The 11,870-nt window shown below is 68.5% G+C and carries 13 protein-coding genes; 6 read left to right on the top strand and 7 right to left on the bottom strand.

What is annotated here, in order from left to right:
- Nucleotide 1: 1 nt before the first annotated feature.
- From ACE3QC_RS08695 to ACE3QC_RS08685, 3 genes are read right to left on the bottom strand one after another with little or no spacing between them, the layout of a single operon-like run.
- A complete protein-coding gene (locus ACE3QC_RS08695; protein ID WP_374407290.1) occupies nt 2-862 on the bottom strand; it encodes a metallophosphoesterase in 861 nt (286 codons plus the stop codon).
- Entirely contained in the window at nt 852-1,706 is an 855-nt protein-coding gene (locus tag ACE3QC_RS08690; protein WP_374407288.1) for a diacylglycerol kinase family protein, read from the bottom strand. Before ACE3QC_RS08690 ends, ACE3QC_RS08695 begins: the two co-directional genes overlap by 11 nt.
- A 38-nt stretch (nt 1,707-1,744) precedes the next feature.
- Nucleotides 1,745-2,011, bottom strand: a complete 267-nt coding sequence (locus ACE3QC_RS08685; protein ID WP_374407287.1) for a hypothetical protein — start codon at nt 2,009-2,011, stop codon at nt 1,745-1,747.
- Nucleotides 2,012-2,222: 211 nt separating this feature from the next.
- Between ACE3QC_RS08685 and ACE3QC_RS08680 the strand changes: the two genes are divergently transcribed.
- On the top strand, nt 2,223-2,516 hold the full coding sequence (locus ACE3QC_RS08680) for a UrcA family protein (protein WP_374407285.1): 294 nt from the start codon (nt 2,223-2,225) through the stop codon (nt 2,514-2,516).
- An 82-nt stretch (nt 2,517-2,598) separates the two neighbouring features.
- On the opposite strand, the gene ACE3QC_RS08675 is transcribed toward ACE3QC_RS08680, so the two are convergent.
- The 3 genes from ACE3QC_RS08675 to ACE3QC_RS08665 form a co-directional block, all read right to left on the bottom strand.
- Nucleotides 2,599-3,339, bottom strand: a complete 741-nt coding sequence (locus tag ACE3QC_RS08675) for a LytR/AlgR family response regulator transcription factor (protein WP_374407283.1) — start codon at nt 3,337-3,339, stop codon at nt 2,599-2,601.
- On the bottom strand, nt 3,332-4,576 hold the full coding sequence (locus tag ACE3QC_RS08670; RefSeq protein ID WP_374407281.1) for a sensor histidine kinase: 1,245 nt from the start codon (nt 4,574-4,576) through the stop codon (nt 3,332-3,334). The genes ACE3QC_RS08675 and ACE3QC_RS08670 overlap by 8 nt, the downstream gene beginning before the upstream one ends.
- A gap of 100 nt (nt 4,577-4,676) precedes the next feature.
- On the bottom strand, nt 4,677-6,212 hold the full coding sequence (locus tag ACE3QC_RS08665) for a fumarate hydratase (protein WP_374407279.1): 1,536 nt from the start codon (nt 6,210-6,212) through the stop codon (nt 4,677-4,679).
- Between the two features lie 151 nt (nt 6,213-6,363).
- Between ACE3QC_RS08665 and ACE3QC_RS08660 the strand changes: the two genes are divergently transcribed.
- The 5 genes from ACE3QC_RS08660 to ACE3QC_RS08640 are packed head-to-tail and all read left to right on the top strand — an operon-like array spanning nt 6,364 to nt 11,571.
- Nucleotides 6,364-6,981, top strand: a complete 618-nt coding sequence (locus ACE3QC_RS08660) for a protein-L-isoaspartate O-methyltransferase (RefSeq protein ID WP_374407277.1) — start codon at nt 6,364-6,366, stop codon at nt 6,979-6,981.
- 2 nt (nt 6,982-6,983) lie between these two features.
- A complete protein-coding gene (locus ACE3QC_RS08655) occupies nt 6,984-8,519 on the top strand; it encodes a TolC family outer membrane protein (RefSeq protein ID WP_374407276.1) in 1,536 nt (511 codons plus the stop codon).
- A gap of 29 nt (nt 8,520-8,548) precedes the next feature.
- The gene (locus ACE3QC_RS08650; protein ID WP_374408040.1) at nt 8,549-9,025 is read left to right on the top strand and encodes a DUF2497 domain-containing protein; all 477 of its coding nucleotides are present in this window, start codon (nt 8,549-8,551) and stop codon (nt 9,023-9,025) included.
- Nucleotides 9,026-9,079: 54 nt separating this feature from the next.
- Nucleotides 9,080-11,209, top strand: coding sequence for an LpqB family beta-propeller domain-containing protein (locus tag ACE3QC_RS08645; protein ID WP_374407274.1), 2,130 nt, complete (start codon nt 9,080-9,082; stop codon nt 11,207-11,209).
- Nucleotides 11,206-11,571: a ferredoxin gene (locus ACE3QC_RS08640; protein WP_374407272.1), complete on the top strand. Its 366-nt coding sequence runs from the start codon at nt 11,206-11,208 to the stop codon at nt 11,569-11,571. The genes ACE3QC_RS08645 and ACE3QC_RS08640 overlap by 4 nt, the downstream gene beginning before the upstream one ends.
- Nucleotide 11,572: 1 nt before the next feature.
- Here ACE3QC_RS08640 and ACE3QC_RS08635 read toward each other — a convergent pair whose 3' ends face one another.
- A complete protein-coding gene (locus ACE3QC_RS08635; RefSeq protein ID WP_374407270.1) occupies nt 11,573-11,869 on the bottom strand; it encodes a hypothetical protein in 297 nt (98 codons plus the stop codon).
- Nucleotide 11,870 lies beyond the last annotated feature (1 nt).

The following is an 11,870-nucleotide window of genomic DNA, read 5'->3' as shown; positions in this document are numbered from 1 at the left end:
GTCAGTGCACGGGCGGGTCGGTGCGCGGGATCTGGCCCACCGGCGCGACCGGCTCGCCGGGCTGGCGCGGGGGCATCGCATCCTCGGGGACGTCGTCGATCTGCATGTCGCGCGTGCGCACCTGTTCGAGGTTGCGCACCCGCACCTTCAGGGTCGCGCCGTCCCACGTCAGTTCGTTGAAGCTCGGCGGCGTCGATCGGGTGCGCTTCGACAGAGTGCCCGCGCCGATCATCCGCACCGGGCCGTTCTTCGTATCTTCGACGATATCGAACGCGTCGTGGACGTGGCCGGAGAGCACCGCCAGCACCGGCCGCTTCGCCAGTTCGGCCAGCGCCTTGCTCCCGTGGCGCGTCAGCGCGGTGCCCGCGGTGCCGACCTCGCGCAGCGGGTGGTGACAGGTGACCAGCGCCTGCGTGCCTTCGGGCAGCGCGTCGATCGCGGCGAGGCATTTGCGCAGCGCGCGCGGGCTGACCCAGCCTTTCGACCAGTTGAAGCGCGGCTGCATCCGCACCGCCGTCTTCAGCGGGACGATGGCGATGCCGGGCAGGTCGATCTCGCGCTCCACCTTGTCCGCGATACCGCGAATGCGGCGGTAGGGATGCAGGAATCGCTCGGCGAGGTTGAAATAGGGCAGGTCGTGATTGCCGACCTCGACCGTGACGGGCACGTCGAGCGACTGGATCCAATGGCATGCCGCGTCGAATTCGCGCGTGCGGGCGCGCATCGTCAGGTCGCCGGTGATCGCCACCGCCGCCGGGCGCTGCTCGGCGATCTCCTGCTTCACCCAGTCGAGCGCGGCGTTGTCCTCGAGCCCGAAGTGGATATCGCTGAGGTGGAAGAGAAGCGTGGGATCAGCAGCCATTCTGCGTCGCTAGCAGATCGACCTCGCACGCGGCCACGGTGAATTCCTCGCGCGCGCCGCCCTGGGCCGGTTCGCCGTCGATCAACAGGCCGACCGGCTGGCCATCGCGGTCGGCGACTTCGATCCGGTCGAGCAGCCCCAGCCGATCGTGCGGGCCGTCGCGGAACTGGCGGCGCAGCAGCGCCCAGCCCTGCTGCAGGAATTCGCCCGCGTTCTCGGCATAGTAGGCGTCGAGCTGCATGCCCCAGGCACCCGGCGTGATCTCGAGCAGCGGATAGCCCTCGTCGCGCCCGACCCGCGGATCGGCGCAGCACAGCATCGATCCGCCGGTGGTTTCGGCGAACGCTTCTCCCGCGCTGTCGGCCATCGCCGCGATGTCGGCATCGCGCATCGCCTCGCGCACCGCGTACCAACTCGTGCCCGGCCCGGCGAGCAGCCCGGCGAGCGCGTCGCCGTAGGCCGTGCGCGCAACCTGCGGCCGCACCTTGCGCGCCGCGCCCGCGCCGACCCGCTCCACGATCTCGTCGGTCGGCGCATCGCCGTGCAGCCGTTTGGCGAGCAGGTTCATCGTACCGCCCGGCAGCACCATGATCGCGCCGCCCCAGCCGTAGAGCCCGGTCACCGTGGCGTTGATCGTACCGTCGCCGGCGTAGACCGCGAGCGTTTCGACACCCGCCGCCTCGAGCGCGCCGGCATCGGGCAGCGGCTCGTCGGGAAAGGCCACGCGGCGTTCGAGCGCGAAGCCGTGATCGCCGCAGCAGCTCTCGAGCGCTTCGATCGCGGCGGGCGTGTTGCTGCCGCTCGCCGGGTTGGCCACCAGCCACAGGGCGCGCTTGTCGGTCATGGAAATCGAAAGCCCGGCGCGCCGCAAGCGTTCCCGCGTCAGACCCGGCCGGTGAGAATCAGCCAGGCCGAAGCGAGGTTGAGCCCCGTATAGAGCAGGTAAGCCCAGGCAACCGCCGGCCAGCCGTTGGCGACCAGCAACATCGCGGCCAGCAAAACGAGAAACTCGGTCACCAGCGTAACGCGCCCGCCGAGCATATGGACGAACCACGGCATGCGCCCGAGCAGCGGGTGCCCGCTTTCGAGCACCGCCTTGTGCAGCGCGAAGTTCCCGATCCCGAGGAGGAAGATGAGGATCACCGCCATCGGCGCATCATGCACTCGCGCCGGTCGTTTGCCAAATGCGGTTCGTCGGCCGGTTCGATGCATCCGTCCGCCTCCGATTACGTTTGTCGACGGTTGGCGAGCCATGGTCGACGCGCGAATGAACGCCGCTGCGGCCCCTGCTATTTCCTGCTTCGCGGGCTGCTTCCGCCCCAACCCCCTCGAGAGGCGCCCGCAAATGGAGGAATTGACGATGCAACGCCCCCTTATCGTCCTCGCGGCTGCGGTCGCTCTCGGCACGACCGTGCCGGCCCATGCCGAATCGCTCGCGATCACCTACCGCGATCTCGACCTCTCGACCGAGCAGGGCCAGAAAACGCTCGACCAGCGGATCGACGGCGCGGTGCGCAAGTACTGCGGAATGAACAAACGGACCACCGGCACGCGGATGGCGTCCGAAGACTCGCGCCGCTGCTACGCGGAAACCATGAAACAGGCGAAAGCCCAGTTCGCTGCCGTCGTCGACGAGCAGCGGGTCGGCGGCTGAATCATACCTCGGCTGCCGCCTCGGCTCGGACCGGATCAGTCCCCCGGTCCGGGCCGACTTCTTTGTCCGGTCGGCTCCGGCTTCAACGCCCAGCCATCGCCTTGACCTTGGGCAGATAGGTGCGGCCGATGCGCAGCGCCTCGCCGTCCTCGAGTTCCGCCGACCACACGCCCAGCCCATCGTGGCGCAGCCCGCGAATGCGATCCTTCCTGAGGATCGTCGAGCGGTGGATGCGGATGAATTCGGCCGGATCGAGCCGCTCCTCCAGCCCCGCGATCGTCTGCAGCAGCAGATAGCTCCGATCGCCCAGGTGCAGCCGCACGTAGTCGCGCTCGGCATCGATCCGGTCGATCCGGGCGACCTCGACCCGCAGCAGTTCGGAGCGGTGCGGCACCCACAGTTCCTCCAGCCACCGACTGTCGCTGCGCGCCGGCCGCGTGCGGCGCGAGAGCGCGCGCTCGATCGCGCGCGCCAGCCGATCGTGCGCCACGGGCTTGAGCACGTAGTCCACCGCATCGAGATCGAACGCCTCGACCGCGAAATGATCGTGCGCGGTGACGAAGATCACCGCCGGGCGGCGCTCGCGTCCGGCCAGCTTGCGCGCCACCGCCAGGCCGTCCGCCTCTGGCATCGTCATGTCGAGCAGGATCAGGTCTGGCTCCAGCGCCTCGACCAGCCGCAACGCGGCCGCACCGTCGCTCGCGGTGCCGACCACGGCGAGTTCGGGCAATTTCGCGCAAATCACCTGCATGCGTTCGACCGCGAGCGGTTCGTCGTCGACGATCAGGGTGCGCATCGGCTTGCTGTCGGTCTGTTCAGTCATGGGTCACCAGCGGGATGCGGATTTCCGTCAGATAGCCGCCGTCGACCGGGCCGGACGTTATGACCGCGTCCTTGCCGAAGCGCGCCTGGAGCCGGTCGCGGACGTTGGCGAGCCCGATGCCGAAACCCGCACCGCCCGGCTTGCAGGTACCCGGCCCGTCGTCTTCCACGGTGATCGCCAGCCGCCCGTAGTCCTCGCGCGCGGCGACACGGATGGTCACCGGCTGCTTGTGCGGGGCGACAGCGTAGCGCACCGAATTTTCCACCAGCGGCTGGAGGATCATGCCCGGAACCTGCGCCCCGGCGAGCGCTTCGGGCAGGTCGAACACTGCCGTCAGCCGCTGCGGAAAACGCACCGCCTCGATCGCGAGATACTGACGCTGGAGCTCGAACTCGTCGGCCAGCGGCATGTCGCCGGTGGGATCGTCGGCCAGGCTGTGGCGATAGAACCCGGCGATCGACTGGATCATCGTTTCCGCCCGGTCAGCCTTGCCCGTCATCACCAGCGAGGACAGCGAGTTGAGCGTGTTGAACAGGAAGTGCGGATTGACCTGATAGCGCAAGCTGCGCAGCTCCGCCGCCTTGGCCGCGCTGCGGAAGCGCTCCTCGCGCCGCTCCGCCGCGCGCGCCTGCGCGCCCGCGAGCATCGCGAAATAGAGCGAAGCCCAAGCGAGCAGGAGGAAGTAGCGGCCGAGCGCGATATCGACGATCTGCCGCCACTGGTCGAGCGGGGTCGGCGCAGGGGCGATCATCACGCTCGAACCCGGAACGTCGTGCGTCGCGGTGCCGCGGCTGACATCGAGACCAGTGAGATCGCGGAACCGTTCGGGCGGAATGTCGATCAGCAGGTTGCCCGCCTCGTCGCGGCGCACGTTGATGCCCCATTCCTTGCCGTAGTTTTCATCGACCTTTCGCTGCAGGTCGGCGAAGATCCACTGGTTGAACTGCGCGATCGGGATCGAGAGCGGCAGCGCGATCAGCAGCGCTGCGAGGATCTTGGCCCACAGCGCGCGGTTGTCGAACAGGCGGAGCACGGCCCACAGCGCCACGGTCAGCCCGACCCCGACCACCGTCACCAGCCCGCGGCGCCACAGCATCTCGATCTGCGTGTCGAACCCGGCGATGTACGATCGCGCGGTGGTGAGCAGGAAATAGCACAGCCACAACGCGACCATCGACGCCAGCACAGTGGCGGCCGGGACGCGTGCGCGCTCTTCCGGGGGGACGGGTTCTACCATGTTCAGCCTGCTGCTCTAGCCGCGAACCCGCCCGTCTGACCATCGCGGTCGTCGGAAGCGCTCGGCGCTTCGTCGAAGCGCGCAGCGTGTTTCGGGCGGTTCAGGCGAGCAGCTTCTCGCGCGTGATGCGCTCCTTCCACTGTGCAGGCGCGAGCGTGTGCACGTTGTTGCCCGCCGCATCGACGGCGACGGTCACCGGCATGTCCTCCACGGTGAATTCGTAGATCGCCTCCATGCCCAGATCCTCGAACCCGACCACTTTGGCCGCCTTGATCGCGCGCGCCACCAGATAGGCGGCGCCGCCGGTGGCCATCAGGTAGGCGACCTTGAACCGGCTGATGACCTCGACTGCGTCGGCCCCGCGCTCCGCCTTGCCGATCATCGCCAGCAGGCCGAGGTCGAGCATCGTCTCGGTGAACTTGTCCATCCGCGTGGCCGTGGTCGGGCCCGCCGGGCCGACGACCTCGCCCATCACCGGATCGACCGGGCCGACGTAGTAGATCGCGCGGCCCCGGAAATCGACCGGCAGCTCCTCGCCCCGTTCGAGCATGTCCTTGATCCGCTTGTGCGCCGCATCGCGCCCGGTGAGCATCTTCCCCGACAGCAGCAGACGGTCGCCGTGCTGCCAGCCTTCGACCTCCTCCTTCGTCAGCGTATCGAGGTTCACCCGCTTCGCCGCGGAATCGGGCTGCCAGTGCACGTCGGGCCATTCGTCGAGCTTGGGCGGCTCGAGGTAGGCGGGGCCCGAGCCGTCGAGCGTGAAGTGCGCGTGGCGCGTGGCCGCGCAGTTGGGAATCATGGCCACCGGCTTGCCCGCCGCGTGGCACGGCGCGTCGAGGATCTTGACGTCGAGCACGGTGGCAAGCCCGCCCAGCCCCTGCGCGCCGACGCCCTGCGCGTTGACCGCGTCGAAGATGTCGATCCGCAGCCTCTCGATATCGCTTTGCGGCCCGCGCAGCTTGAGCTGGGCCATGTCGATCGGTTCCATCAGCGACTGCTTGGCGAGCTTCACGCAGTGTTCCGCGGTGCCACCGATGCCAATGCCCAGCATGCCCGGCGGGCACCAACCCGCGCCCATCGACGGTATCTGTTCGATCACCCACGAGACGATGTCGTCGCTCGGGTTCATCATCTTGAACTTCGACTTGTTCTCGCTGCCGCCGCCCTTGGCCGCGACATCGATGCTGACGGTATCGCCTGGCACCATCTCGACCGAGAGCACGCACGGGGTGTTGTCGCGCGTGTTGCGGCGGGTGAAGGCGGGGTCGGCGAGGATCGAGGCGCGCAGCGTGTTGTCGGGATCGTTGTAGGCACGGCGCACGCCGTCATCGACCACGTCCTGCAGGCTGCGCGCCGAATCGAGGCGGCAATCCTGCCCCCATTTGACGAACACGTTGACGATACCGGTGTCCTGGCAGATCGGCCGGTGGCCTTCGGCGCACATGCGGCTGTTGGTCAGGATCTGGGCGATCGCGTCCTTCGCGGCCGGGCCCTGCTCCGCCTCGTAGGCGGCGCCCAGCGCGCGGATGTAGTCCATCGGGTGATAATACGAGATGTATTGCAGCGCGTCGGCCACGCTGTCGATCAGGTCCGCCTCGCGGATCGCCACCAGTGGCCGGTTGTCGAAGTCGCTCATCGAAGCCAGGTTCCTTCCCATCGAACGGCGCATCCCATAGGCGCGCGGGGTGCCTAGCGTCAAAGCGCTTGGCCCGACCGGTCGATACGCCTAAAGCCAGGCAGGATTGACCAACTGTGTTAAGCGTGTAATACAGCGCGCCGAGGCCCTCATGACTCTTGCCGAAACCCCCACCGCCCCAGACGGCACGCCTGCGATCGAACATGCCGCCGCCCGGCGCGCGATGATCGACAGCCAGCTGCGCACCAGCGGTGTCAGCGATACCTTCGTGCTCGAGCGGATGCGCACCGTTCCGCGCGAGGATCACGTGCCGCCCTCCGCGCGCGGCGTCGCCTACATGGACCGTGCGATCGCGCTCGACGGTGGCGGCTATATCGCAGCGCCGGTATTCTACGGCGCGCTGCTGCGCGAGGCGCGTCCGGGCCCGGACGACAGCGTGCTGATGGTGGACGGGGGCAGCGGGTATCTGCCCGCACTGCTCGCCCCGCTCGCCGGATCGGTCAAGGTCGTCACGCCCGAGGAGGCGACCGGCTCGCTGCGCGGCAAGTTCTCGCTGATCCTGGTCGATGGCGCGGTCGAGGTGTTTCCCGACACGCTGGCGAAGCGCCTCGCCGATAACGCGCGGGTAGTGACCGGGCTGATCGAGAACGGCGTCACCCGGCTCGCGATCGGCCGGCCGGCCGGCGACGGGATCGGCTGGTGGCGTCTCGCCGAAATGGGCATTCCGCGTCTGCCGGGGTTCGATGCACCCAAGCGGTGGAGTTTCTGAGCATGGCGCGATGGGGCGTGAAGCTGGGGGGCGTGAAGCTGGGGGGCGTGAACCTGGGGGCCGTTAAACTGGCCCTGCTGGCCGGCGCGGCGATCGCTGCCGTTCCCGCGCAGGCCGACACGCTGCGCGAGGCGCTGGCCGGGGCCTACCGCGCCAATCCGACGCTGCAGGCCGCGCGCGCCGACCAGCGCGCCAACGACGAGAACGTACCGATCGAGAAATCGGCCGGGCGACCCGACATCGCGGCGACCGGGCAGTATGTCGAGTTCCTCAAGCAAAGTTCGACGAGCTTCACTACGCCCGAGCGCGCGATCAACGCCAATGTCGATCTCAGCGTGCCGATCTATTCGGGCGGCGCGGTGAAGAACGCCGTGCGGGCCGCGGAAGAGCGGGTGCAGGCTGGCCAGGCCGATCTGCGCGCGACCGAGTCGGCCATCTTCAGCCAGGTCGTCGCCGCTTACATGGATGTGATCGGCAACCAGGCGCTGGTCGGCTTGGCAGCGAACCAGGTCGACGTGCTTTCCACCAATCTCCAGGCTACCAGCGACCGGTTCGAGATCGGCGATCTGACACGCACCGATGTCGCACAGTCCGAATCGCGCCTCGCGCTCGCGCAGAGCGACCTGCGTTCGGCACAGGCGAATCTGATCGCCGCGCGTGAAAACTACGTCTCACTGGTGGGGCAGGCGCCGGACGATCTCCAGCCGCCGCCGCCGCTGCCCGGCCTGCCCGACAGTCCGAATATCGCGGTCGATATCGCGCTCGAGGACAATCCCGATCTGATCGCCGCACGCGAACTCGCGGATGCGGCCGGTTATGACATCGATGTGGCCGGCTCGAGCCGCCTGCCGCGGGTCTCGCTGTTCACAGGTTACGGATATAACAACTTCCTCGGAACCCTGGGCGGTGCAGTCACCGACCCGACGCTTCCGGACACCAATCCCTCGCAGACATCGAGCGAAGCGCAAGCCGGCGTGTCGATCTCGATCCCGATCTTCCAAGGTGGCCGCCCCGCCGCCTTGCGCAGGCAGGCGCAGGCGCGCGCCTCCTCGGCACTCGAGACGGTGATCGCCGCCGAGCGCGACGTGATCGCGCAGGTCCGCGCCGCCTATTCGAGCTGGCAGGCCTCGCTCGCGATCATCGAAAGCTCGCAAGGCGCGGTGTCCGCTGCCGAGCTCAGCCTGGAAGGCGTGCGCGCGGAGAACTCGATCGGCAACCGCACGATCCTCGACGTGCTTAACGCCGAGCAGGAATTGCTCAACGCGCGCGTCGAGCTCGTCACCGCCCGGCGCAACGCCTACGTCGCGGGGTTCAGCCTGCTCGCCGCGATGGGCCGCGCCGAAGCGCGCGACCTCGGGCTCGACGGCGACGGGCTGCTCTACGATCCGCAGCTCAATTTCGAGCGCGTCGAAGGCAAGTGGTGGGACTGGGAGAACGATCCCGCGCCGGTCGTCCAGTCGACGAGAACCGTTGACATCCCGGCGCAGGACGCGGAGATTCCGCCGCAGAAATCGCAGCCTGCCGCGCCGGCTTACTGACGCGCGGGCGCTATCGGGGGCCTGGAATGATGCGCCAGCAGGGCGAAGCTTCGGTCGAGGAAATCCTCGAATCCATCAAGAAGGTGATCGCGCGCGACAACCGCGCGATCGCGCTGGAAACGCGCCGCCGCCGCGAGGAAGAAGGCGTCGCCGCCCCCGACCCCGCGAGTGCGGAGGAAGCCGAGGAAGTGCTCGATCTCGGCACCGCCGATTTCGTCGAGGAAGCGCCGGCCGATTCGCATGGCGATTCGGATGACGACGAAAATTCGCCGCTGACCACCGATGCCGTGCGTGTGTCGCTGCGCGAGAACCTCGCCGCGCTCGCCATGCTGGCCGAACCGGGCGCGCCGCCGCAGATCGTCCGCTCGGGCGAAACCTCGCTCGAAGGCCTGGTGCGCGAGATGCTGCGCCCGATGCTCGCCGAATGGCTCGATACGAACCTGCCGGGAATGGTCGAGAAGATGGTCAAGGCCGAGATCGCGCGCATCGCCGGCAAGCGCGGCTGAACCCGCGCGCCAAACGCCTTTCGCGACGCTGCGCGACGCGCTAGGCCCGCAGGCATGAGAAAGACCACGGGCCCCGCCGCCTCCCTCGCCGCAGCCATCGCCGCGCTGGCGTTCGCCGCCCCTTCGCTCGCCCAGGAAACCGCACCGCGAGCGACCGCTCCGATGACGGCGCAGGATCTGGTGACGATGCCCCGCCTCGGATCGCCGGCGACCTCGCCCGACGGCCGGCTGGTGGCCTACACCGTCACCGAAACCGACCCGGCAAGCTACACGCGCAGCAGCACGCTCTACGTCCGCGATCTGGGGGCGCCCGATGCGCGGGCGGTGGCGCTCGATCTCGGCGGCAGCGCGAGCGGCGCGGTATTCGGGCCCGACGGGTGGCTCTATTTCCTGTCCGATCGGGGCGAGGGCGGTTCCACCCAGGTCTGGCGCGCGCGCGTCGGAGCCAGCGGCGTGACCGGTACGCCCGCGCAAGTGACGCAGACGCGCGCTTCGGTCAGCGGCTTCGCGCTCTCGCGTGATGGCGGCAGGATCGCACTCTACGGCGACATCGCGCGCGAATGCCCGACGTTCGGCTGCGAGGGGGACGGCGAGAGCCATCCGCCCGGCCCGGGCGATGGCCGGCTCTACGATGCGGCGGACGGCTTCGTGCGCCACTGGGATACGTGGGAAACGCCCGGGACCTTCGGCCGCGTCTTCGCCTTCGATCTCGCTAACGGCAAGGCCAGCGGCGCGGGCATCCCGCTCGACGGACCGGCAGGCGAGGGCGCGCTGGTTGGCGACACGCCGACCAAGCCGTTCGGCGGCGGCGAGGAGATCGCCTGGGCACCCGACGGCTCGGGCGTCTATTTCGCCGCGCGCGTGTCCGACCGGGCCGAGCCGACCTCGACCAATGTCGATATCTGGTGGAACGGCCTCGAAGGCGGCGAGCCGATAAACCTTACCTACGGCAACGAAGCGACCGACACGCTGCCCGCGCCGTCGCCCGACGGCAAGTGGCTTGCCTATGCCGCAATGGAGCGGCCGCGGTACGAGGCCGACCGTCTGGTCATCCACCTGCGCAACCTCGCGACCGGCGAAACACGCGCGCTGACCGAGGGCTTCGACCGCTCGTTCGGCTCGATCGCCTGGACGCCCGATTCGCGCTGGATCGTCGCCACCGCACAGGACGTGCTCGACACCCCGGCCTTCCGCATCGACCCTGCGACCGGCGAAGTCACCGAGCTCGATCTGATGGCGGGTAACGAAGCGCACATCGGCAGCGTCACGCCATTGCCCGGCGACCGGCTGCTGTTCGCGCGCGATTCGATCGGCGCGCCGCCCGAACTGTTCGTGTCGCAGGGCTGGGAGCAGGCCATGCCGCTGACCGAGATCGCGGGCTCGCGCCTCGGCCGGCTCGCGCCGATCGTCACCCGCCGGTTCAGCTTCGCGGGCGCGAACGGCGACACCGTGTGGGGGCAGATCACCAAGCTTGACGGGGTGGAGGGCGAGATGCCCGCGATCCTCTACGTCCACGGCGGGCCACAGGGCAGCTTCAACGATGCCTGGTCCACCCGCTGGAACCCGCGCGTGGTCGCCAGCCAGGGCTACGCGGTGATCTCGGTCGATTTCCACGGCTCCACCGGATACGGGCAGGCCTTCACCGATGCGATCAACCGCGACTGGGGCGGCAAGCCGCTCGAAGACCTGCAGAAAGGCCTCGCCGCCGCGCTCGCGCTCGATCCGCAGATCGACGGGAAGCGCGCCTGCGCGATGGGGGCGAGCTACGGCGGCTACATGATGAACTGGATCGCCGGGAAATGGCCCGACCGGTTCGATTGCCTGGTGCAGCACGACGGCCTGTTCGACATGCGCAGCTTCTATTACGCGACCGAGGAACTGTGGTTTCCGCGCTGGGATTTCGGCGGATCGTACACCCAGAATCCCAAGCTTTACGAGAAATGGAACCCGGTCAATCACGTGGGCCAATGGAAGACGCCGATGCTGGTGGTGACCGGTCAGAAGGACTTCCGCGTGCCCTATACCCAGGCGCTCGGCGCGTTCACCGCGCTGCAGGAACGCAATGTGCCCGCGCAGCTGCTGGTGTTCCCGGACGAGAACCACTGGGTGCTGGGCGCGAAGAACTCGCTCCAGTGGCATGAAACGGTGTTCGCCTGGCTCGACCGCTGGCTGGGCGAGGAATGAGCCGGGCGGGCGATCTCGCGAAAGCCGAACGGGCGCTCGACAAGATCGGCGGCGAGCGGGTCGAGCGGCACATCTTCCTGTGCGCGGTGTCGGAAAAGCAGAAATGCTGCCGCCGCGAGGAAGGCGAGCGCGCGTGGAAATACCTGAAGAAGCGCCTCAAGCAGCTCGGCCTCGCAGGATCGACGGTGCAGCGGACCAAGGCCGATTGCCTGCAAGTGTGCGAAGCGGGGCCGGTCGCGGTCGTCTGGCCCGACCGGGTCTGGTATCATTCGTGCAGCGAAGCGGTGCTCGAACGGATCATCCAGCAGCACCTCATCGGCGGCGAGCCGGTCGAGGAATTTCGCCTGCGCGCGGCGCGCTAGCTCAGCTCTCCCACTCGTCGCCGCCGGTCAGGTCGGTCACGCTCTCGTCGTGGCCCGTGCCGCTGGAGAGAAACACCAGCCCCATCAGCGCCGCCGTCAGCATCATCGCCGCGCCCACGCCGAGCCCGGTGGCGATGTAGAAATGGATCGAGAGCGCGCTGCCGCTGACGTAGAGATAGCCGAGCACCAGCGCGACCACCGCCAGCGTCACCCCGACCATGAACCGCATCAGCCGCTTGTAGCGCGCCCAGGCGAAAGCGGCCTTGTCGGGATCGTCGAGCGGGGAGGGCGGCACCATG

It is taken from the genome of Pelagerythrobacter sp. (assembly GCF_041912895.1).
In the GTDB taxonomy this organism is placed as follows: Bacteria; Pseudomonadota; Alphaproteobacteria; order Sphingomonadales; family Sphingomonadaceae; genus Pelagerythrobacter.
This window is presented reverse-complemented; position numbering and strand designations above follow the sequence as displayed.

Excerpts from the sequence above, each read along its gene's own strand:
- ACE3QC_RS08695 (WP_374407290.1), bottom strand. The coding sequence starts at position 862 with ATGGCTGCTGATCCCACGCTTCTCTTCCACCTCAGCGATATCCACTTC.
- ACE3QC_RS08690 (WP_374407288.1), bottom strand. The coding sequence starts at position 1,706 with ATGACCGACAAGCGCGCCCTGTGGCTGGTGGCCAACCCGGCGAGCGGC.
- ACE3QC_RS08685 (WP_374407287.1), bottom strand. The coding sequence starts at position 2,011 with ATGGCGGTGATCCTCATCTTCCTCCTCGGGATCGGGAACTTCGCGCTG.
- ACE3QC_RS08680 (WP_374407285.1), top strand. The coding sequence starts at position 2,223 with ATGCAACGCCCCCTTATCGTCCTCGCGGCTGCGGTCGCTCTCGGCACG.
- ACE3QC_RS08675 (WP_374407283.1), bottom strand. The coding sequence starts at position 3,339 with ATGACTGAACAGACCGACAGCAAGCCGATGCGCACCCTGATCGTCGAC.
- ACE3QC_RS08670 (WP_374407281.1), bottom strand. The coding sequence starts at position 4,576 with ATGGTAGAACCCGTCCCCCCGGAAGAGCGCGCACGCGTCCCGGCCGCC.
- ACE3QC_RS08665 (WP_374407279.1), bottom strand. The coding sequence starts at position 6,212 with ATGAGCGACTTCGACAACCGGCCACTGGTGGCGATCCGCGAGGCGGAC.
- ACE3QC_RS08660 (WP_374407277.1), top strand. The coding sequence starts at position 6,364 with ATGACTCTTGCCGAAACCCCCACCGCCCCAGACGGCACGCCTGCGATC.
- ACE3QC_RS08655 (WP_374407276.1), top strand. The coding sequence starts at position 6,984 with ATGGCGCGATGGGGCGTGAAGCTGGGGGGCGTGAAGCTGGGGGGCGTG.
- ACE3QC_RS08650 (WP_374408040.1), top strand. The coding sequence starts at position 8,549 with ATGCGCCAGCAGGGCGAAGCTTCGGTCGAGGAAATCCTCGAATCCATC.
- ACE3QC_RS08645 (WP_374407274.1), top strand. The coding sequence starts at position 9,080 with ATGAGAAAGACCACGGGCCCCGCCGCCTCCCTCGCCGCAGCCATCGCC.
- ACE3QC_RS08640 (WP_374407272.1), top strand. The coding sequence starts at position 11,206 with ATGAGCCGGGCGGGCGATCTCGCGAAAGCCGAACGGGCGCTCGACAAG.
- ACE3QC_RS08635 (WP_374407270.1), bottom strand. The coding sequence starts at position 11,869 with ATGGTGCCGCCCTCCCCGCTCGACGATCCCGACAAGGCCGCTTTCGCC.